General features: G+C 65.6%; 21 protein-coding genes and 1 pseudogene. All 22 read left to right on the top strand.

The genetic code is table 11. From position 1 onward, the window contains the following. Window positions 1-137: 137 nt before the first annotated feature. The 22 genes and pseudogenes from H4W01_RS15075 (at window position 138) to H4W01_RS14970 (ending at window position 19,959) form a co-directional block, all read left to right on the top strand. Window positions 138-4,451, top strand: a complete 4,314-nt coding sequence (locus H4W01_RS15075) for a strawberry notch family protein (protein ID WP_006022618.1) — start codon at window positions 138-140, stop codon at window positions 4,449-4,451. After that, complete coding sequence (locus H4W01_RS15070) at window positions 4,451-5,488, top strand: DUF7146 domain-containing protein (protein ID WP_006022617.1); 1,038 nt, start codon at window positions 4,451-4,453, stop codon at window positions 5,486-5,488. Before H4W01_RS15075 ends, H4W01_RS15070 begins: the two co-directional genes overlap by 1 nt. Before the next feature lie 308 nt (window positions 5,489-5,796). Continuing rightward, on the top strand, window positions 5,797-6,720 hold the full coding sequence (locus H4W01_RS15065) for a DUF2493 domain-containing protein (RefSeq protein WP_006022616.1): 924 nt from the start codon (window positions 5,797-5,799) through the stop codon (window positions 6,718-6,720). A gap of 133 nt (window positions 6,721-6,853) precedes the next feature. Then, window positions 6,854-7,258: a hypothetical protein gene (locus tag H4W01_RS15060; protein ID WP_137903083.1), complete on the top strand. Its 405-nt coding sequence runs from the start codon at window positions 6,854-6,856 to the stop codon at window positions 7,256-7,258. Between the two features lie 178 nt (window positions 7,259-7,436). Next, window positions 7,437-7,604 carry a hypothetical protein gene (locus tag H4W01_RS15055; protein ID WP_006022614.1) on the top strand — a complete coding sequence of 56 codons (168 nt, stop codon included), beginning with the start codon at window positions 7,437-7,439 and terminating at the stop codon, window positions 7,602-7,604. A gap of 142 nt (window positions 7,605-7,746) precedes the next feature. Further along, a complete protein-coding gene (locus H4W01_RS15050; protein ID WP_006022613.1) occupies window positions 7,747-8,187 on the top strand; it encodes a hypothetical protein in 441 nt (146 codons plus the stop codon). Window positions 8,188-8,768: 581 nt separating this feature from the next. Further along, the gene (locus H4W01_RS15045; protein WP_006022612.1) at window positions 8,769-9,092 is read left to right on the top strand and encodes a DUF736 domain-containing protein; all 324 of its coding nucleotides are present in this window, start codon (window positions 8,769-8,771) and stop codon (window positions 9,090-9,092) included. 184 nt (window positions 9,093-9,276) lie between these two features. Then, entirely contained in the window at window positions 9,277-9,531 is a 255-nt protein-coding gene (locus H4W01_RS15040) for a helix-turn-helix domain-containing protein (RefSeq protein WP_006022611.1), read from the top strand. Between the two features lie 113 nt (window positions 9,532-9,644). Continuing rightward, window positions 9,645-9,899: a DNA -binding domain-containing protein gene (locus H4W01_RS15035; RefSeq protein ID WP_006022610.1), complete on the top strand. Its 255-nt coding sequence runs from the start codon at window positions 9,645-9,647 to the stop codon at window positions 9,897-9,899. A gap of 111 nt (window positions 9,900-10,010) precedes the next feature. Beyond that, window positions 10,011-10,319, top strand: coding sequence for a transcriptional regulator domain-containing protein (locus tag H4W01_RS15030; protein ID WP_006022609.1), 309 nt, complete (start codon window positions 10,011-10,013; stop codon window positions 10,317-10,319). Continuing rightward, window positions 10,243-10,785 carry a DUF2285 domain-containing protein gene (locus H4W01_RS15025; RefSeq protein WP_223806899.1) on the top strand — a complete coding sequence of 181 codons (543 nt, stop codon included), beginning with the start codon at window positions 10,243-10,245 and terminating at the stop codon, window positions 10,783-10,785. The genes H4W01_RS15030 and H4W01_RS15025 overlap by 77 nt, the downstream gene beginning before the upstream one ends. A 139-nt stretch (window positions 10,786-10,924) precedes the next feature. Beyond that, a complete protein-coding gene (locus tag H4W01_RS15020) occupies window positions 10,925-11,206 on the top strand; it encodes a helix-turn-helix transcriptional regulator (protein WP_006022608.1) in 282 nt (93 codons plus the stop codon). Between the two features lie 18 nt (window positions 11,207-11,224). After that, window positions 11,225-12,046, top strand: a pseudogene (locus H4W01_RS15015) (replication initiator protein A); the annotation flags it as partial. Between the two features lie 335 nt (window positions 12,047-12,381). Next, window positions 12,382-13,020: a ParA family partition ATPase gene (gene parA, locus H4W01_RS15010; protein WP_006022606.1), complete on the top strand. Its 639-nt coding sequence runs from the start codon at window positions 12,382-12,384 to the stop codon at window positions 13,018-13,020. After that, on the top strand, window positions 13,017-13,271 hold the full coding sequence (locus H4W01_RS15005) for a hypothetical protein (protein WP_006022605.1): 255 nt from the start codon (window positions 13,017-13,019) through the stop codon (window positions 13,269-13,271). Before parA ends, H4W01_RS15005 begins: the two co-directional genes overlap by 4 nt. Next, window positions 13,268-13,789 carry a DUF2840 domain-containing protein gene (locus H4W01_RS15000; protein ID WP_006022604.1) on the top strand — a complete coding sequence of 174 codons (522 nt, stop codon included), beginning with the start codon at window positions 13,268-13,270 and terminating at the stop codon, window positions 13,787-13,789. Before H4W01_RS15005 ends, H4W01_RS15000 begins: the two co-directional genes overlap by 4 nt. Next, entirely contained in the window at window positions 13,786-14,331 is a 546-nt protein-coding gene (locus tag H4W01_RS14995; protein WP_006022603.1) for a S26 family signal peptidase, read from the top strand. The genes H4W01_RS15000 and H4W01_RS14995 overlap by 4 nt, the downstream gene beginning before the upstream one ends. 70 nt (window positions 14,332-14,401) lie before the next feature. After that, window positions 14,402-14,749 carry a DUF736 domain-containing protein gene (locus H4W01_RS14990; RefSeq protein WP_006022602.1) on the top strand — a complete coding sequence of 116 codons (348 nt, stop codon included), beginning with the start codon at window positions 14,402-14,404 and terminating at the stop codon, window positions 14,747-14,749. Window positions 14,750-14,860: 111 nt separating this feature from the next. Next, a complete protein-coding gene (locus H4W01_RS14985; RefSeq protein ID WP_063830810.1) occupies window positions 14,861-15,526 on the top strand; it encodes a lytic transglycosylase domain-containing protein in 666 nt (221 codons plus the stop codon). Window positions 15,527-15,770: 244 nt separating this feature from the next. Next, on the top strand, window positions 15,771-17,510 hold the full coding sequence (locus H4W01_RS14980) for a relaxase/mobilization nuclease domain-containing protein (RefSeq protein WP_033965849.1): 1,740 nt from the start codon (window positions 15,771-15,773) through the stop codon (window positions 17,508-17,510). A gap of 24 nt (window positions 17,511-17,534) precedes the next feature. Further along, window positions 17,535-19,523: a conjugal transfer protein TraG gene (locus tag H4W01_RS14975; protein WP_006022599.1), complete on the top strand. Its 1,989-nt coding sequence runs from the start codon at window positions 17,535-17,537 to the stop codon at window positions 19,521-19,523. A gap of 7 nt (window positions 19,524-19,530) precedes the next feature. Further along, entirely contained in the window at window positions 19,531-19,959 is a 429-nt protein-coding gene (locus H4W01_RS14970; protein ID WP_006022598.1) for a hypothetical protein, read from the top strand. Window positions 19,960-20,027: the final 68 nt, after the last annotated feature.

Raw genomic sequence — 20,027 nt, 5'->3', positions numbered from 1 at the left:
CATTGTCTGTCGCTTGATGGCGCGGCCGGGCCGCGCCCCTTGAGAGCGAGAGGAAGGCCGGGACGGGTTTGAGCCCGTCCGGTCCGAGAGAGAGCGCCGGCGGGCTTTCCCGCTCCGCTCTCCCGAGGACGTCTCCCATGAATGCTCACACCCTTGCGGCGGCGCTGCCGACCGCCGCCGATCAGCCGACCGACGCTGCCGCCATCCATGCCGCGGCACTTCTCCTCCTTCCTCACATCGAGCGCGGCGAGCGCATCGACGCCGCGGTCTTGCGCACCGCCATGGAGACCGCCTTCGGCGCGTCCGATACTGCCGGCGCCTGGGACTGGAAGGACGCCTATGACGCCTGCGAAGCCGCAACCGTCCTCATGCTCCGCAAATACGGAAAGGCGCTTTTGCGCAAAGCCGGGTCTCCGGCTGCGGCGGTTCCTCTGTTCGGCAAGATCGCGGGACTTCTGCCCACCCACACGCGCCGCTCCGAGGAGGCGCAGGCCTTCCAGCAATTCTCGACGCCGATCCCGCTCGGCCTGGCCGCGATCACTGCGGCCGCCATCACACCCGCCGATCGCGTGCTCGAACCATCGGCCGGCACCGGCCTGCTCGCCATCCTCGCCGAGATCGCCGGCGGCACGCTTGTCCTCAACGAACTCGCCGAAACCCGGGCCGCACTCATCTCCTCCCTCTTTCCGGCCATTCCCGTGACCCGCTTCGACGCAGCCCAGATCGACGATCATCTCGACCCGGCGACCGTCCCAACAATCGTGGTGATGAACCCGCCATTCTCGGTCCTCGCCAATGTCGAGGGGCGTGTCGCCGACGCAGCCTATCGCCATCTCGCATCCGCGCTCGCGCGGCTCGCCGATGGCGGGCGCCTGGTCGCGATCACCGGCGCGAATTTCGGCCCCGACATACCGGCCTGGCGCGACGCCTTCGTCCGCCTGCAGGAGAGGGGCCGCGTCGTGTTCACCGCCGCCGTCCATGGCTCAGTCTATGCCAAGCACGGCACGACCGTCGAAACCCGGCTGACCGTGATCGACAAGATCCCGGCCGACGAGCCATCCGCATTTCCGGCGTCCCCCGGCACCGCTCCCGACATCGCCACGCTGATGACGTGGATCGCCGAGCATGTGCCGCCGCGCCTGGCTGTCGCGCCTGCTGTTCAGGTCATGCCGACCGGCGCCACGCCGCGCACCGTTCGCGGCTATCTCGCGCGCACCGCGGCGACATCGGCGACCCGCGTGGGCCTCGCCGATCCCGAGGGCGTGCCGCTCGCCTATGAGACCGTCGACTGGACCCCGGCCGAGGGCGCCCGCCTCAGCGACGCGATCTACGAGCAATACGGATTGCAGACGATCCGTATTCCCGGCTCTCAGGCCCATCCCACCAAGCTCGTGCAATCCGCCGCCATGGCCTCGGTCGCCCCGCCCAAGCCGAGCTATCGGCCGACGCTGCCAGCGACCATCATGGACTCGCTCTCAGACTCCCAGCTCGAAACCCTGATCTTCGCGGGCGAAGCCCATTCCGATTTTCTCGCAGGTTCCTGGACCATCGACGACACTTTCGATGTCGTGGCGGCCGCCGCCGATGATGCAAACGGCGTCGTCCGCTTCCGCCGCGGCTTCTTCATCGGCGACGGCACCGGCGTCGGAAAGGGGCGCGAGTCGGCCAGCATCGTGCTCGACAACTGGATGCAGGGCCGGCGCAAGGCGGTCTGGATCTCCAAATCCGACAAGCTGATTGAGGATGCGCAGCGCGACTGGTCCGCACTCGGCATGGAGCGCCTGCTGGTCACGCCGCTCTCGCGCTTCCCGCGGGGCAAGCCGATCGCTCTGCCGGAAGGCGTCCTATTTACAACCTATGCCACGCTGCGTTCCGACGACCGCGGCGAGAAGGTTTCGCGGGTCAAGCAGATCGTCGAATGGTTGGGCTCCGATTTCGACGGAGTGATCATTTTCGACGAGGCGCACGCGATGCAGAACGCTGGCGGCGGCAAGGGAGAACGGGGCGATGTCACGCCCTCGCAGCAAGGGCGCGCGGGGCTTCGCCTGCAGCACGCCTTGCCCAATGCCCGCGTCGTCTATGTCTCCGCCACCGGCGCCACCACGGTCCAGAACCTTGCCTACGCGCAGCGCCTCGGTCTGTGGGGTGGCGACGATTTTCCCTTCTCGACCCGCGCCGAGTTTGTCGAGGCGATCGAGGCCGGCGGCGTCGCGGCGATGGAGGTGCTTGCCCGCGACCTTCGCGCGCTCGGCCTCTACACCGCCCGATCGCTGTCGTTCGACGGCGTCGAATATGAGCTGGTCGAGCACGAGCTGACCGCCGAGCAGCGGCGCATCTACGATGCTTATGCCGGCGCCTTCGCCATCATCCACAACCATCTCGATGCGGCCATGCAGGCGGCCAACATCACCGGCTCGACCGGGACGTTGAACCGCCAGGCCAAATCCGCCGCGCGCTCCGCCTTCGAAAGCGCCAAGCAGCGTTTCTTCGGTCATCTGCTAACATCGATGAAGACGCCGACGTTGATCCGCTCGATCGCGGCGGACCTGGAGGCCGGGCATTCCGCGGTCATCCAGATCGTCTCGACCGGCGAGGCGCTGATGGAACGGCGCTTGGCCGAAGTTCCGACCGAGGAGTGGAATGACATTCGCGTCGACATCACGCCCCGCGAATATGTCCTCGATTATCTCGCCCATTCCTTCCCGGTGCAGCTCTACGAGCCCTTCAGCGACGGCGAGGGCAATATGTCCTCGCGTCCGGTCTTTCGCGACGGCCAGCCGGTCGAGAGCCGCGAGGCGGTCGCCCGCCGCACCGAGCTGATCGAGAAACTCGCGAGCCTTCCGCCGGTGCCGGGCGCGCTCGACCAGATCGTCCAGCATTTCGGCGCGGACGTGGTGGCCGAAGTCACCGGCCGCTCGCGTCGTATCGTGCGCAAGGGACAGCGCCTTGTGGTCGAGACCCGCGCGGCGTCCGCCAATCTCGCCGAGACCCAGGCCTTCATGGACGACATGAAGCGCGTGCTCGTGTTCAGCGATGCCGGCGGTACGGGCCGCAGCTACCATGCGGAGCTGTCGGCACGGAACACGCGGCTTCGCGTCCACTATCTGCTTGAGCCGGGCTGGAAAGCCGACGCCGCGATCCAAGGCCTCGGCCGCACCCACCGCACCAACCAGGCGCAGCCGCCGCTCTTCCGTCCGATCGCGACCAATGTGAAGGCGGAGAAGCGCTTCCTATCGACCATCGCGCGCCGGCTCGACACGCTGGGCGCGATCACGCGCGGACAGCGCCAGACCGGCGGCCAGGGCCTGTTCCGACCCGAGGACAATCTGGAGAGCCACTATGCGCGCGATGCGCTTCGCCAGCTCTACATCCTGATCGTCCGCGGCAAGATCGAAGGGTGCTCGCTCCAGCGGTTCGAGGACACGACCGGCCTGAAGCTGATGGACGACAACGGCATCAAGGACGAGCTCCCGCCGATCACAACCTTTCTCAACCGCCTGCTCGCGCTCACCATCGACCTGCAGGACGTCCTGTTCGCCGCCTTCGAGCAGCTTCTGACCGCCAAGGTCGAGGGCGCGATCGCCGCCGGCATCTACGACATCGGACTGGAGACGCTGCGCGCGGAGAGCTTCGTCGTCACCGATCGCCAGACCATCTACACCCATCCCGGCACCGGCGCGGAAACCAGCCTGCTGACCATCCAACAGCGCGAGCGCAACCGGCCGATGACCGCCGAGGAGGCGATGGCTTGGCTCGACGATCCGGTCGCCAAGTTGCTGGTCAACGAGCGCTCCCACCGCGCCGCGGTTCAGCTTCCAGCGCCTTCGCTGATGCTCGACGACGGGGAGATCGAACGCCGCGTGCGGCTGATCCGGCCGATGGAGCAGCATCACGCCTCCATCCGCATGATGGACGAAAGCCATTGGATCGCCGCCAGTCGCGCCGAGTTCACCGCCGCCTGGAACGCCGAGATCGCGGAGGTGCCAGCCTATTCCGATTCCACGATCCACATCGTCGCTGGCCTGCTGCTGCCGATCTGGAAGCGGCTGCCCAACGAGTCGAGCCGTGTCTATCGGCTCCAGACCGATGACGGGGAACGGATCATCGGCCGCCGCGTGTCGCCCGCATGGGTCGCCAACGCCACGACAGTCGGAACGACGAACCTGTCCGCCGACCATGCCTATGCCGCGCTCATCGAGGGCAAGACAATCCTCGATCTCGCCGAAGGCCTCCAACTCCGTCGCGTGCGCGTCATGGGCGCCGATCGCATCGAACTCTCCGGCTTCACCGACGCGATGCGCGAGCGCCTGCGCGCCTTTGGCCTCTTCAGCGAGATCATCTCGTGGAAGCTCCGCTTCTTCGTGCCCGTCGGCGCGGACGGCGCGACCATCATCGGCAAGCTGATCGGCACCTACCCGATCCAGCGCGTCGGCGAGCGGGAGGCAGCGTGATGGCCCGTCTCGACGCATCCGATCTCGCGCAACGTCTCGGCCGACAGGCCGAGGCGGTGTGCCGCCATTATCTCAGCAATGGCCACCGTCAGGGCAACTACTGGCAGGTGGGCGACGCCCGTAACACTAAGGGCCGCTCGATGTACGTCCGGCTCAAGGACTCGCCCAAAGGCCCCGCCGGGAAATGGACTGACGCCGCTACCGGCGAGCATGGAGACCTCCTCGACGTCATCCGCGAGAGCTGCGGCCTCATCGACTTCAAGGATGTCGCCGACGAGGCTCGGCTCTTCCTCAGCATGCCACCACCAGCGCCGGAACCCTCCGCCTTCCAGCCGCTGGCGCCCGCACCACATGGATCGCCCGAAGCCGCACGGCGCCTCATCCGCATGTCGCAGCCGATTGCGGGCACAATCGTCGCGGCGTATCTCCGGCAACGCGGCATTACGGATCTCCGTGGAGCCGGAAATCTGTATTTCCACCCGCACTGCTATTATCGCCCGGACGAGCATGCGCCGACCGAGACTTGGCCGGCCATGATCGCCGCTGTCACTGACCTCGACGGCATGATCACCGGGGCGCATCGCACCTGGCTCGACTCACGACGCCACGACAAGGCGCCATTCGAAACCCCGCGCCGGGCGATGGGCGATCTCCTCGGCAACGCGGTCCGCTTTGGCGCTGGTGGCGAAGTGATGGCAGCCGGCGAAGGCATCGAGACGGTCCTTTCAATCCGCCAGGTCGTGCCCAACATGCCGATGGTGGCGGCGCTCTCCGCGGCACATCTCGCCGCCATCCTGTTCCCGGACACGCTGCGGCGGCTCTACATCCTGCGCGATGACGATCCGGCAGGCGATGGTGCGCGTGACAGCCTGATCGAACGGGCGAACGCGGCCGGGATCGAGGCGATCGTGATCTCTCCACAGCTCGGGGACTTCAACGAGGATCTCCGCACCCTCGGCATCGCGACATTGCGCAGTCAGACTCGGGTACAGCTCGGGCCGCAGGACGTCGCACGCTTCATGGCGCTGGCGGCATAGCCGGTAAGGAAGCGGCAGCGGCCCCGCCGCCGTACTCGCTCAGACGCAGCGGATCGGAGAGGACCGCGCCTCGGCCTTCGAGAGGGCGATCGGCCCACAGGCAGGCCGGCCCGGCAATGGCTGCGGCCGACTATTTTCCGGCGCGGCCCCAAGGGGCCGCTTTCCATCGCGAAACAAAATAGCCGGCCTCCGCCATCCTCCGCTGACGCTCCGGCCCTCGCTCGCGCTCCGGGTGCAGGGCCGCCCCGCCGGTGTGCTTCGTCGCCATGAAGGCCGCGACGGTCGCGGTCCATCCGACGGAGCATCCGATGCGCGATCTCGACGACTACGAACCGCACCACGAATCCTCACCGACTGACCACGTCCTCAACGAATTGCAGCTCCACGGCTACCGGCCTTTCGCCGACGAACCCGATCAGCGGCTTCTGCCGGACGGCAACGCGGTCGCGGGCGCGGTCGCCGACATCTTCGACGCCCTGATCGTGACCCTGGAGGACACGCGCCTCGAACCCGACCTCGACGATCTCCTCTGGTCGACCGTGAACGTCTTTCATCGCGCCGCCGAACGGATCAACCGCGAGCTCGACGACAACGAGCAGGCCCAAAAGCGCTCCCAACGCGAACAGGACGGCAGCGAGGTGAAGTCGGTCGATCTCGAGCGCCTGATCGCCGAGGGCAAGACACAGGTCGAACGCCAGACCGCCTTCGAACTGATGCGCGACCAGGCCGCCGAGCACTACGAACGCCAGGTCGGCAAAGCCTGGCTCCCGCGGTCAGGATCGAAGGTCAATCATCGCAACCTCACCTCGGCGATGATCGACAGCCGCGACTTCATCATGGCGAAGAAGCGTGCCGAGCAGGAAGTGCTCCTGCCGCCTGGACCGAAGATCGCCGTCACCGGCGGGCTCGATTTCGACAACCATCACCTCATCTGGGCCAAGCTCGACCAGGTTCACGAGAAGCACCCCGACATGGTGCTGATCCACGGCAAGTCGCCGAAGGGTGCCGAGAAGATCGCTTCTCTCTGGGCCAGGAATCGCAATGTCCCACAGATCGGCTTTGCACCCGACTGGACGAAGCACGGCCGGGCAGCACCCTTCAAACGCAATGACGAGATGCTGCAAATCCTGCCGAAGGGCGTGCTGCACTTCCCCGGCACCGGCATCAATGACAACCTCGCCGACAAAGCCAAGAAGCTCGGCATCCCGGTGTGGAAATTCGGCGGCGCGTAAGCGCCGCCGCATCGGGCACCTGCTAAACGGCCAAGCCTATGGCATAACGCAACGAATGCAGCGACTGAAGCCACTCCCGAAACCGGCACGTTCGGACGCCGTTCTCGCTGCGGTTTTCCTGGAGAATGCCACCGTGAAGGCTGCAGCCGCCGAATGGGCGGCGGATCAAGGATTCGACAATCAAGCCCTTCATGCGATTGCAATTGCCATCGAACTCCTCCTCAAATCCTATCTGCTTAACGTCGCGACCGATGATGTTTGGAACCGCGCGAACATCGGGCACGATCTCGCCAAGGCACTCCATTATTCGGCTCAAGCCGGCTTGGTGCCTCCTTCACGCATCGAGTGGATTATCAGCCACCTCCATCCGCATTTTCAGCGTGGCGGGTTTCAGCGCGAGCCGTCGAGGAAATGGCCACCAGGCTTTGCGGATGACGCAGGTGAGGTCGCACGGCAGCTCGCGCAGACAGTACGGCTTCACCAACGTCACGGCCACATCGACTCGGCTTCCAGCCCGGAGAAGACCACTCCCCGCTGAATGGCGCTGGTCCTTGGTCCAGCCGATGGCCTGACGCCATCAACCCGTAAAGGGTCGGACTACGCATAGCGTGCCGCCGCGCCGGCGTTGCCTGCGCGGTGATTGCGGCCATCGGCCGAACACATCGGGCGCCTGTCAGCGGGGGGATGGTCCTCCGCTCGAAACAGGAGCCGGATCGATGTCCTTCCCCGACGCACACGCCTTCGCCTTCAGCCTCGCCACCACGCTGATGGCCGTCATCGTCATCTTCCGCGCGGGCGACGGCACTCTCTCGGTGACACCCGCAAACGAATACGACGGCGACGTCTCGGAGATCGTCCACGAGGTCGATCCCTTCGCGCCATGACGGCGCGCCACCCTTCCAGGCGACGCGGAGACCCCTGCGGTTTCCGCTCCCGACGGAGCACAGCTTTTGCTATGCTCCCGAATGCGCCGTGGTGGTGGTGGAAGGCGCGACCGTCAGAATTTGCTCTTTCGGAGACACCACCATGATTATCCTCGGCATTGTCCTATCCTTCGCAGCCATCGGCATCTTGTGCTGGTTGCTGTTCACGCTCGCGGTGTTCGCACTGCCATTCTTCGCGGGCGTGACCGCCGGCACCTGGGCCTATGACACTGGCGCGGGCTGGCTCGGCGCCATCCTTATCGGCATGCTCGGCGCCGGCCTGACGTTGGGCGTGGGGCAGCTCTTGCTTGGAATTGTCCGCCCGCTCTGGGCACGCCTGCTGATCGCGCTGGCATTTGTCGCACCCGCGGCGATCGCCGGCTTCCACGCCACGCATGGCATCGTGAAACACACCATGCCGTCGGAGACCTGGCAGCTCGTGTTCTCCGTCATCGGTGCGGTCGCGGTCGGCGTCACCGCGTTCGCGCGCGTCGCTGGGATGGCAAGCACCGGCCCGTCCAGCCAGGGCATTGCACCAGCCTGACACCACGACGGAACCGTCGCCGGGACGACCAGTCGGGGGTTTCAGCCCTCAGCGTTGTGCAGTTGGAGAGGGAGCCGCGTCACCGGAACCTGACTGAAGCCCATCGTGCGGCCGCCTCAACAGCGCCCGGATTTCTGCTCGGCGCCTCTGTGCGCGGGAACGGTGCAACACGAAGTCGAGGGCGTCATCTCCACTGGCCGACTTCGAAACGAAAGCTCGACCCTCGCCTGTACAAGGGGAGGACGGGTCGCAGATGATCTTCAGCTTGCGCCGTCTGCTGGTTGCGACCGGGTCGCCATGATCTTCCGTTCCTGATTGTCTCCAGACCGCTCCGAACGGCCTCTCCAATGGCCTGATCTGACCGAAGGACGGCTGCGCCTCGACCGCCTATGCCGCAACGGCGCGTCCCGACTTTCTTCCCCTGCCGGCCAAGGCCGTCATTCCTCGCGAAACAACAAAGTCGTTCCTGCCATCCTCCGCGTTGCTCCGGTCGCAAGCGATGCGGCGTCGGTCGCCTCCGGCCTGTCGATCGCCATCGAGGCCGCAATGGAGCGGTCCCGAAAACGAAACGGAGACTTACAATGGCGACCATCGGCACCTTCAAGAAGACCGGCTCGAACGAGTTCACCGGCGAAATCGTAACCCTCAGCGTCCAAGCCAAGGGCGTGCGCATCGTCCCCGACACCCGCGCCACCGGCGAGAACGCCCCCAGCCACCGGGTTCTGGTCGGCCGCGCGGAAATCGGCGCCGCCTGGTCCAAGCGCTCCAACGAGGGCCGCGACTATCTGGGCCTCAAGCTCGACGATCCGAGCTTCAACGCCCCCATCTACGCCAACCTCTTCGACGACGAGGACGGCGACACCCACTCGCTGATCTGGTCCCGCCCGACCCGCCGCGGCGACTGAGCCCCGAGCAAGGCCCCGGCCGAACAGGCCGGGGCCTTTCCACTGCTAGCGCGAATCACTTCGGCCGCCCGGCGAGGGCACCGCCAGCCCTGAGACGCCGATTACCCTCGCAATGGGCGCAAAGAACGACTATTATAGTCGTAGTTCTGGCAAGCGTGTGTCCGTCGGTGGGAGGTGATCATGCATGATCACCGCCCGACAATCGCGGGCCGCGCGCGCGTTGCTGGGGTGGACACAGGAGACGCTCGCTGACAAGGCCCGGACATCGCTAACCGCGCTCAAGCGCCTTGAGTCCGAAAGTGGATTAGAGGTGTACGAGTCGACGCGCGATCAGGTGCGAAGGGCGCTTGAAACAGCCGGTATCGTCCTGCTTTCCACCGACAAGGGCGAAGGAGTGCTGCTGCTCCATGAGCGGGACGACCGGCCGACGAGGCGTTAGCAGCGCCGTGATCGCGTGGCGCACACCATCCATCGCACGTTGTCACAGTAATGCCGGGCACGAGTGTTAACGAATGCTTTCCGCGCGAATATAGTCGCCTGATGGAATCCGCGATGCCGCCGTTTCTCGATGCGCCTCCGATCAGCCAGACCCTCACGGCCTATGACCGCGAGCATATGGTTCTCTATCTGCGCCTGCTCGATTCCTCGCGCGACGGAGCTGATTGGCGCGAAGCCGTCCAGATTCTCTTTGGCCTCGATACGGCACGTGAGCCGCAGCGGTGCCGCCAGGTCCATGACACGCATCTCGCCCGCGCGCAGTGGATGACCGAGCACGGCTATCGAGACTTGGTCCGCTCCGCACAGTGATCGCCGCGATGCCGTTTCGGCACCACCCTTTGCCGGCCCTCTGACTTCCACTGAACAACCCAGCCGGGAATCCTGACTCTCCCACAAATTCAAAGACTAGGGAGGATCGCGATGACACCAGATGCTTCCGGCTGGCGTTCATCGGAACGCTATGCGCACGTCGCCGACATGACCGCGTCCGACGTCGCGTGGGAATGGCTGCGCCGCAACGAAACCTACGACAGGGATTTTCAAGCGCTCGGCGACAGCGAAAGTGATCTGCGCACGCTGACCGACGGGATCGGGCAGCGGTGGGGGTTGCGATTTCCCCGTAGACCCGATGCAGGCACCTCCCGAAGCGCAGGTGATCTGGCTTCCCCAGGAAGACACAAGCGCCATCGTTCTTGGCCCACCTCCGGATATTCCGTCCGCAAGCGCTGATCCCCAACCGACGATCGACGCCGCCGTAAGCGTCGATGTCGGCAGCGAGACCCATCTGGTTCTCGATCTCGGAAACGGTCAGCGCGTAGCGCTTGTTCATCCGTCCGAGACACGACCCGCCAAATCTCTTGGCGCCTTCATCCCGCTCGGCCTGGAAGGCTTCGACCGGCTCCAATCGGTCGCCCGCTTGCTCTCCGCCCTCCATGGCCGCGCCATACCGCCCGACACCCGACTGACACGGCAGCAACGTGCTCGGCTGTGCCGGATGCTGCAGGCCTTCGACGGTCATCGCGCGGGCGCGACCCAGCAAGAAATTGCGCAGGTCATATTTCGGATCGGCGCTCTCGGTCGCGACGACTGGCAGGCATCTTCCGCCCGCCACGCCACCAAAGCCCTGCTTCGAGATGCCCGCGCGATGATGGTGGGTGGGTATCGCACGTTGCTTCGTCATCGGCGGCAACTTTAGCCGATCTCCATCCGACTCTTGGTGGGCGAATTTAGGCCCCCCTGAATTCGCCCTGCATCTCGCCGGCCCTGCTTCGCCAACGTGGCCTTCGTTACCCGCCGCTTCCCGGCGGCCCCAACGAACCCACGGAGGCCCTCCCATGCGACCTGATCTCGCCGTTCTCCCGCCGCGCTACCTGCGCACCAAGGAAGCCGCCGAATTCCTCAGCCTATCGGCCCGCACCCTCGAAAAGCATCGGACTTACGGAACGGGTCCGGCCTATCGCAAGCTCGGCGGTCGCGTCGTTTATGCGGTCGACGATCTTGAGGCCTGGGCCGAGCGCGGCGCCGTCACCTCCACCTCCGATCCGCGCGGCAGCGTGCTTCCGGCCAAGCGCCATACGCCTGCGCCGCCGGCACATGCCGGACGATACGCGCGCTGATCGCCCCCGGATTCCCGAATGGCGGCGCGACACCAGTCCCTCTCGGAGCGCGGGCAGCTCGATCTGTTCCGTGCGCTCCCCGGCGAGTTCGCAGCACGAGACGCACAGGATCTCATGGCCTATCCGTTTTTCTCCCTCTCCAAATCGCACCGCGTCGCGCCGATCGACTTCGCCGCCGGCAATGTGTCGATCCGCGTCGAGGCCGTGCCCGATCACGGCATGGCGACCATTTGGGACGCCGACATCCTGATCTGGGCGGCGAGCCAGATCGTCGAGGCGCGTGACGCCGGCCTGCGCACGTCGCGCCTGATGGTCGCCACGCCCTATGAAATTCTCAAATTCATCGGCCGCGGCACGTCCTTACGCGACTATCAGCGCTTGAAGGCCGCGCTCGATCGTCTGCAATCCACGACGGTCTGCACCTCGATCCGCCAATCCGCCGAGGGCCGGCGTCATCGCTTCTCGTGGATCAACGAGTGGAAGGAGCGCACCAACCGCAACGGCAAGCCGGACGGGATCGAGATGATCGTCCCGGACTGGTTTTATCAAGCCGTTCTCGACGATGCGCTCGTGCTGACGATCGACCGGGCCTATTTCGATCTCACAGGCGGGCTCGATCGCTGGCTCTATCGCCTGGTGCGCAAGCACGGCGGGCGCCAGCGCAATGGCTGGCGATTCGACTTTCGCCACCTCCACCAGAAATCCGGCGCGTTGTCACCGTACAAACGCTTCGCCTTCGAGCTGCGCGACATCATCCGTCGCCAGCCGCTTCCCGGCTACACGCTGTTCCTCGAGATCGAGGCCGGCGGCCGAACGTTGCTCGCTTTCGAGCGGACGCCGCCCTGTGGAAAAGCTGTGAAAGGCTTCGTGCCATCGGGAACCCGAAAGCGCGTGCCATCAGGAACCGGCCCCTCGTGCCAACGGGAACCGAAACACGGCCTAACCCACGACAGCAGAACCGAAAATCGCCTCGCTAACTTAGAATCTAACAGAGAATCTAACTTTGAAGAGCGCGCGCGAGAGGTGGAAAACCTCGTCCGGCAGGCCGCGAACGCGCTAAGCGCCGCTGGCAAGCGGCGCACCAGCAGCGCCGCTCTTACCAACGCTGGCGCGGCGAGAAACGGGACCTCCGGCCCTCCGCAGCTTCCCTTCGGTCCACGCCCGGGAGGCCGCCGATGATCGTGGCCTTCCTCAACCAGAAGGGCGGCGTCGGCAAGACGACGCTGGCGCTGCACCTAGCCGGCGAATGGGCCGGTAGGGGAAAGCGGGTCACGCTCGTCGATGCGGACCCCCAGGGTTCGGCGCTCGACTGGTCGCAGCAACGCGCCCGCGAGCACGCGCCGCGCCTGTTCGGCGTCGTCGGCCTGGCGCGCGACACGCTCCACCGTGAGGCGCCCGAGCTGGCGCGCGATGTCGATCATGTGGTGATCGACGGGCCGCCGCGCGTCGCCGGGCTGATGCGATCCGCGCTGCTCGCCGCCGACCTCGTGCTGATCCCCGTGCAGCCGTCGCCGCTCGATGGTTGGGCCTCGGCCGAGATGCTGGCGCTCCTGTCGGAGGCGCGCATCTATCGGCCGGAGCTTCGCGCTCGCTTCGTCCTCAATCGCTGCGGCGCGCGCACCGTGATCGCCCGCGAGACGGCCGAGACGCTCGCCGACCACGATCCGCCAGTGCTGCGCACGGCGATCGGACAGCGCGTCATCTACGCCGACGCCGCGCAATCGGGCCGGCTCGCTTTCGAGATCGACGACGACGGACCCGCCGCGCGCGAGATCGCGGCGCTCGTCACCGAGCTCGAAAGGATCTCACCATGAGCGAGCGATCCGAACGGCGCGGCTTTGCGGCACGTCCGACCAATCAAGAGGCCTGGATCAAGGCCGCAGATGCCACCGCGCCGCGCGCGCCGGACGATGAAGCCTTCACCGCCCGCATGACGATCGACGTCACGCCCGCCTTACGTGGACGGATCAAGATCGCTGCCTTCCGGCGCGGCGTTACCGTTGCCGACATGCTGCGCGAGATGCTCGCGCGCGAATTCCCACACATCGAAGGAGACCCCTCATGACCGGCGCCGCGGCCCCCCGCGCGCGCGGCGGCCCGACGCCGACCGCACGCCACCAAGACAATCTCACCCATGTCGAACTGACCTGGGTTGAGAAGAAGATCGAGAACTGGATCCGCTTCGGCACGCACGCCCACGAACAGATTCTCGATCGCCGTCGGCGTGTCCTGTCTTTTCGCCCCGGCGCGGTCTTCGCCTTCGTGCGCTGGGCCTCGAATGACTTCGGAACGATCATCTCGCGCATCGACGTCGTGCGCTCGGTTGCGCGCGGCGAGACGTACCAGACGCTGCCTTTCGTTCGTCCTGGCGGCGAAATCCTGCTGAAGGTCGAGAGCTGGCCCAGGGTCGAGCGCGTGCTGCAGGCGATCGACGCCATCGAGCGCATCGGCATCGATCCCGAAGCGGTTTCGCCCGATCATTGGCGTCACGTCCACAACCGGCTCGCTGCTGGACACGAGCCGCGCACCTACACGCTCGACCATCATCGCGCATTCCTGCTGCGCCGAAAGGCCGAGTCGTGAGCCGCGCCGGACTTCTCCTGGCGACGACGCTCGCCGCGCTCAGCGTCGGCTATCCCGGCCTCACGCCGATGCCCATCAAGCTGATCTGGAACGCATCGGCGAGCGCGCCCATCGGGTTCTATTCGATCGACTTCGACGGGCCGCTCGACGTTACCGATCTCGTTGCGGTCGATGCGCCCGAGCCGCTCGCGACATTCCTCGCCGAGCGCGGCTACCTGCCCAAGGGCGTGCCGCTGATGAAGCGCATCCTCGCCGTCTCCGGGCAGACCGTTTGCCGTTCGAACCTCACTATCACCGTCGATGGTGTGGAGGTCGGTGCGGCACTGGAGCGCGATCGCGCAGGCCGCGATCTTCCCGTCTGGCAAGGCTGCCGCCGGGTCCAGACTGGCGAAGTCTTCCTCATGAACTGGCAGGTCCGCGACAGCCTCGACGGCCGCTACTTCGGCCTGATCTCGACCGACCAGATCATCGGCCGTGCCGTCCCACTGTGGACCGATGAAGACGGCACCGGCCGCTTCGAATGGCGTGCGCCGACACGCTGACCGCCTTCCCATTCGGCGGGAGCGGTGCTCGCCGATGGCTGTCCCAATCCCCACCGCGAAGGAGACTGACATGCCCCAGATTGGCGAATTCACGCGCGACGAGACCGGCTTCGTCGGGCATCTGACGACGCTGGTTTTGAACCAGGACGTCATAATCATCGCAGCCGAACCGACCGAGGTTGAGAACGCACCGCAGTATCGCGTGCATGTCTTCGACGGCATGAACAATGAGCCGGGCGCGGAGATCGGCGCCGGATGGAAACGCTCCGGAGAGAAGGCCGGCGAATACGTCGCGCTGCTGATCGACGATCCGACATTCCCGCACCCGATCCGCGCCAACATGTTCCGCGACGACGATGGCGGCTCGGCCTGGTCGCTGCATTGGTCGCGTCCGCGCGATCGCGGCGAGAAGGACTGAGCGATGCTTGGCTCTCGTCAACCGAGGAGCCGTTCGATTGCGTCCGGGCCGCGCTGCGCTGCCCGGCGCATGGCTCTCCTCCTCCTTTCCGGCCTTAGCCTCGCGAGCATCATGCCGGCGATCACGATGGCGCAGGACTTGGGCGCCGATCGACCGTCGCCACGCGATCCCTATGGCGATCATATCGCCGAGGCTTCGCGGCGCTTCGGCGTTCCGATCGCATGGATCAGGGCGGTGATGCGTGCCGAAAGTGCAGGCGATCCACGCGCCCTTTCGCCGAAGGGCGCGATGGGCCTGATGCAGATCATGCCGCCCACTTGGGCAGGCTTGCGCCTTCGCCACCGTCTCGGCGCTGATCCTTATGATCCGCATGACAACATCATCGCCGGCGCCGGCTACATCCGCGAGCTGTTCGATCGCTACGGATCGCCCGGCTGGATCGCGGCCTACAATGCCGGTCCTGGTCGTTACGAGGACTCGCTGAAGGGCCGGGCGCTGCCCGCGGAAACGCGCGCCTATGTCGCCATCGTCGCGCCGTCGGTGACCAGCGGCGATGCGACTTGGCCGATCGTGGCCGCCGCGGCCGATGCACTCGCCTGGACACGCGCGCCGCTGTTCATCGCGCAAGCTGAGCGCATATCGATACCCGTTCCCGTACCGGCCGAGCGCGCTTCCGATGCCGCGATGACGACATCGTCCGTGCGCGATGTTTCCGCCATCGAGCCGCAGTCGGGCGGGCTGTTTGTCCCGCGTTCGGGCCAAAGGAATGCGCCATGAGCAGCCCGGTTCCTGATCGCACGATAGCGTGCTCAAGCGCGTCATGGTGTGCGTTGAGGGTAGAGGCAGGCAACACGACCGGACGATGGCAGGATAAAAGGCCGCGAGGTGCGGCTTGGGTCGGTTGTGGTTTTTCAATAGGTTATGAGGCGATTTCGCGATGTGCGGGATTTCCCCGCACCTCACGACTACGCCGATTTTCCTGCGATTTCCTGTGCTTGGCGCGATGTGCGAGGCATCAGCCATGACCGGCGACAGTGATTTCCGCATCCGGCCGGGCCGCATCCGCTCGACCCGTGCGCAGCAGGCTCGTCCCTTCATCGCGCAGGCTCTCGCCGCGGCGAAGAAGGCCGGGGCCGGCGTCTCACGCTCCGGCCGGATCGTGTCCGGCAACCGCTCGCGCTTCGGGCGGGGCCAGCGTGCGAGCATCCAGGCGAACCGGCTGCTCACCGCGCGAACGCGCGGCGCTGTCATCAAGGCGCGCGTCGTGCGCCAGACATCGCGCTCGGCGCCGCTCGCGACCCACCTCAATTATCTGCGCCGCGAAGGCGTGACCCGCGATGGGGAGAAGGCCCATCTCTTCGGTCCCGGGGGCGACGACGCCGATCCGAAGGCCTTTGCGGAACGGTGCCAGGACGACCGCCACCATTTCCGGTTCATCGTCTCGCCCGACGATGCGCCCGACATGGCCGACCTGCGGTCCTTCACCCGCGATCTCGTCACGCAGATGGAAAAGGATCTCGACACCCGCCTCGATTGGGTGGCGGTCGACCACTGGAACACCGAGCATCCCCATGTCCACCTGATCGTGCGCGGGGTCCGTGACGACGGGCAGGACCTCGTCATCTCACGCGACTACATCAAGGAAGGAATGCGCGACCGCGCGCGTGACCTCATCACGCAGGAATTAGGGCCGCGCACCGACCTCGACATCCAGCGCAGCCTGAAACGCCAGGTCGATGCCGAGCGCTTCACGCAGCTTGACCGCCAGCTTATCCGCGATGGCCATGCCACGGGCGTCATCGAGACGGCGATCGATCCGAACGTCCGGCTCGACGAATTTCATGCGCTGAAGGTCGGACGGCTCCGCAAGCTGGAAACACTCGGCCTCGCCGAGCAGGTCGGCCCCGGTCAATGGGCGATCGACACGAAGGCCGAGGCGACTCTGCGTGAACTCGGCGAGCGCGGCGACATCATCAAACGCATGCACCGGGCTTTGACGGATCGCGGCATCGAACGCGGCTCGGCGGGCTATGTGCTCGCGGCCGAAAGCCTCGATGCGCCCGTGATCGGCCGATTGGTCGATCGCGGTCTTGATGACGAGCTGAAGGGCTCCGCCTACGCCGTGGTCGACGGCGTCGACGGCCGCACCCATCACATCAAGCTGCCCGATCTCGAAGCCGCCGGTGACAGCGCGGCGGGTTCGATCGTCGAGTTGCGTGCGTTCGATGATGCACAGGGACAGCGCCGGGTCGCAATCGCCGTCCGCTCCGATCTCGATATCGATCGTCAGGTCACGGCAACCGGCGCGACTTGGCTCGATCGGCAGAACATCGCGCGCGAACCTGCCGCCCTGTCCGAGGCCGGCTTCGGCGCCGAGGTACGGCAGGCGCTGGATCGACGCGCGGATCATCTGGTCGGACAGGGCTTCGGCGAGCGACACGGCCAGCGTGTCACCTTCAATCGCGGGCTGATCGACACGCTGCGCCGTCGCGAGCTGGAAGCGGCCGGCGAAAAACTCTCCGCCGAAACAGGCCAGCCGTTCAATCGCGCGGGAAGCGGCGAGTATGTTGCCGGCACCTACCGCCAGCGTTTGGCACTCGCCTCCGGCCGCTTTGCCATGCTGGACGACGGCCTCGGCTTCCAACTCGTGCCCTGGTCACCCTCTCTGGAAAAGCACCTCGGCAAGCATGTTTCCGGCGTCGCCCGCGATGATGGCGGCATCGACTGGAGCTTTGGCCGCAAACGAGGGCTCGGCCTCTAACCTCTCTCCGAAAGGACCGTTCCAATGTCCGCCACGAAGATCCTATGGGGCCAGATCCTCACCGTTTTCCTGATCGTCCTCGCCACCACTTGGGGCGCAACGGAATGGGTGGCTTGGCGATTGGCGTTCCAGCCGGAGTTGGGCGCGCCGTGGTTCACGCTGTTCGGCTTTCCTTTCTATCTGCCACCCTCCTTCTTCTGGTGGTGGTACGGCTTCGACGCCTACGCACCCGCGATCTTCGTCGAAGGCGCTTTCATCGCGGCGTCCGGTGGCTTCATCTCGATCGCCGTCGCCATCGGCATGTCGGTCTGGCGTGCACGCGAGGCCAAGAAGGTCGAGACCTATGGCTCGGCGCGTTGGGCCGAGAAGAAGGAGGTGGAGACGGCCGGCCTTCTCGGTCCCGATGGTGTCGTGCTGGGACGCTACGAGCACGCTTATCTGCGCCATGATGGGCCTGAACATGTTCTGTGCTTCGCGCCCACCCGAAGCGGCAAGGGTGTTGGCCTCGTTGTGCCCTCGCTGTTGACCTGGCCGGGCTCGGCGATTGTTCACGACATCAAGGGCGAGAACTGGCAGCTCACCGCCGGCTTCCGCGCCAGGCACGGCCGCGTGCTGCTCTTTGACCCGACCAACACAAAATCCGCTGCCTACAATCCTCTGCTCGAGGTGCGCCGCGGCGAATGGGAGGTTCGCGACGTCCAGAACATCGCCGACATCCTGGTCGACCCAGAAGGGTCGTTGGACAAGCGGAACCATTGGGAAAAGACGAGCCATGCGCTGCTAGTCGGCGCGATCCTCCACGTCCTCTATGCGGAAAAGGACAAGACTCTGGCCGGCGTCGCGGCGTTCCTCTCTGATCCGAAGCGACCAATTGAATCCACCCTCGATGCGATGATGAAGACGGCGCATCTCGGCGACGCCGGACCGCATCCCGTGATCGCCAGCGCCGCACGCGAGCTCCTCAACAAATCCGACAACGAACGCTCAGGCGTGCTCTCTACCGCCATGTCGTTCCTGGGACTCTATCGCGATCCCGTCGTCGCCGAAGTGACGCGGCGCTGTGACTGGCGGATCTCCGATATCGTGGGCGGAAAATACCCGGCAACACTCTATCTCGTCGTGCCACCATCCGACATCAACCGCACCAAACCGCTTATCCGACTGATCCTCAATCAAATCGGCCGACGCCTGACCGAGGATCTGCAAGCAAAGGGCGAACGCCATCGTCTCCTGCTGATGTTGGACGAGTTTCCGGCGCTGGGGAGGCTCGACTTCTTTGAGTCAGCACTGGCCTTCATGGCCGGCTACGGTCTGAAGAGCTTCCTGATCGCGCAATCCCTAAACCAGATCGAAAAGGCCTACGGGGCGAACAATTCGATCCTCGACAATTGCCATGTGCGCGTCAGCTTCGCGACCAACGACGAGCGTACCGCCAAGCGCGTTTCGGACGCCCTCGGCACCGCCACCGAGATGAAGGCCATGAAGAACTATGCCGGCCACCGGCTGTCCCCCTGGCTTGGCCATCTGATGGTTTCGCGCTCGGAAACAGCTCGGCCACTGCTCACACCTGGCGAAATCATGCAGCTCCCTCCCACCGACGAGATCGTCATGGCGGCGGGCACGCCGCCGATTCGTGCGAAGAAGGCGCGCTATTACGAGGATGCTCGGTTCAAGGAACGCCTGCTGCCGCCGCCCGCGCTCACAACGTCGCAGCAAGGACAGCCCGACGATTGGACCACGCACCAGTTGCCAGCCCGACCACAGATTGCCGAGGCCACCTTGCTAGCGCAGCCCGCCGATGAAGATCCAACCGAGTCGGAACGCCGCCAGCAACCGGAACTCAATCGGGTGAACCCCGTCGAGAAGAAAGTGCCAATCGACAACCCGTTCGAGATCGATACCGATCGGGACGAGTCTGACGACGATGCCGTGCGCACCAGCCGTATGAACCGGCTCATGCAGGGCGTCGCGCGCCAGGTCTCGCTCGACCCCGGTGACGGCATGGAGCTGTGAGACGCCCGTGACGAAACCACCCCGCAAGCAACGCCTCTCCGTCTATCTCGACCCCTCTGTCATGAACCGGCTCGCAGATCACGCCGCGCGCCGCGACCATTCGCGATCGTTGGTCGCGGAGGCGGCGATCGAGTCATTCCTCTCACCCGATGCCGCCGAACGCCAGGAGGCCGTCATCACGAAACGCCTCGACCAGCTCGACCGACGCATGTCGCGGATGGAGCGCGATATCGGAATATCGGTCGAGATGCTCGCAGTCTTCGTGCGCTTCTGGGTGACCACCACACCGAGTTTGCCAGAACCTGCTGCGCAGGCCGCGCGCGCCAAAGCTGGCGAACGCTATGATCAGTTTGTCACAGCTCTCGGCCGCCGTCTCGCGAAGGGCCCGAAGCTTCATCAGGAGATTTCTGAGGACGTTGATGGCGAGGCAGAATAGCTCGTCAGATCGCGCACGCTCCTGCGTGAGCCCAAGCTGCTCTCCAAGGCCGCATTGAAGTCAGCAAT

Source organism: Sphingomonas sp. PL20 (assembly GCF_017875905.1).
Lineage (GTDB): Bacteria > Pseudomonadota > Alphaproteobacteria > Sphingomonadales > Sphingomonadaceae > Sphingomonas > Sphingomonas echinoides.
This window is presented reverse-complemented; position numbering and strand designations above follow the sequence as displayed.

Bases quoted from the DNA above. Each gene is read 5' to 3' on its own strand.
- H4W01_RS15075 (WP_006022618.1), top strand. From the start codon at position 138: ATGAATGCTCACACCCTTGCGGCGGCGCTGCCGACCGCCGCCGATCAG.
- H4W01_RS15070 (WP_006022617.1), top strand. From the start codon at position 4,451: ATGGCCCGTCTCGACGCATCCGATCTCGCGCAACGTCTCGGCCGACAG.
- H4W01_RS15065 (WP_006022616.1), top strand. From the start codon at position 5,797: ATGCGCGATCTCGACGACTACGAACCGCACCACGAATCCTCACCGACT.
- H4W01_RS15055 (WP_006022614.1), top strand. From the start codon at position 7,437: ATGTCCTTCCCCGACGCACACGCCTTCGCCTTCAGCCTCGCCACCACG.
- H4W01_RS15050 (WP_006022613.1), top strand. From the start codon at position 7,747: ATGATTATCCTCGGCATTGTCCTATCCTTCGCAGCCATCGGCATCTTG.
- H4W01_RS15045 (WP_006022612.1), top strand. From the start codon at position 8,769: ATGGCGACCATCGGCACCTTCAAGAAGACCGGCTCGAACGAGTTCACC.
- H4W01_RS15040 (WP_006022611.1), top strand. From the start codon at position 9,277: ATGATCACCGCCCGACAATCGCGGGCCGCGCGCGCGTTGCTGGGGTGG.
- H4W01_RS15035 (WP_006022610.1), top strand. From the start codon at position 9,645: ATGCCGCCGTTTCTCGATGCGCCTCCGATCAGCCAGACCCTCACGGCC.
- H4W01_RS15030 (WP_006022609.1), top strand. From the start codon at position 10,011: ATGACACCAGATGCTTCCGGCTGGCGTTCATCGGAACGCTATGCGCAC.
- H4W01_RS15020 (WP_006022608.1), top strand. From the start codon at position 10,925: ATGCGACCTGATCTCGCCGTTCTCCCGCCGCGCTACCTGCGCACCAAG.
- parA (WP_006022606.1), top strand. From the start codon at position 12,382: ATGATCGTGGCCTTCCTCAACCAGAAGGGCGGCGTCGGCAAGACGACG.
- H4W01_RS15005 (WP_006022605.1), top strand. From the start codon at position 13,017: ATGAGCGAGCGATCCGAACGGCGCGGCTTTGCGGCACGTCCGACCAAT.
- H4W01_RS15000 (WP_006022604.1), top strand. From the start codon at position 13,268: ATGACCGGCGCCGCGGCCCCCCGCGCGCGCGGCGGCCCGACGCCGACC.
- H4W01_RS14990 (WP_006022602.1), top strand. From the start codon at position 14,402: ATGCCCCAGATTGGCGAATTCACGCGCGACGAGACCGGCTTCGTCGGG.
- H4W01_RS14985 (WP_063830810.1), top strand. From the start codon at position 14,861: ATGCCGGCGATCACGATGGCGCAGGACTTGGGCGCCGATCGACCGTCG.
- H4W01_RS14980 (WP_033965849.1), top strand. From the start codon at position 15,771: ATGACCGGCGACAGTGATTTCCGCATCCGGCCGGGCCGCATCCGCTCG.
- H4W01_RS14975 (WP_006022599.1), top strand. From the start codon at position 17,535: ATGTCCGCCACGAAGATCCTATGGGGCCAGATCCTCACCGTTTTCCTG.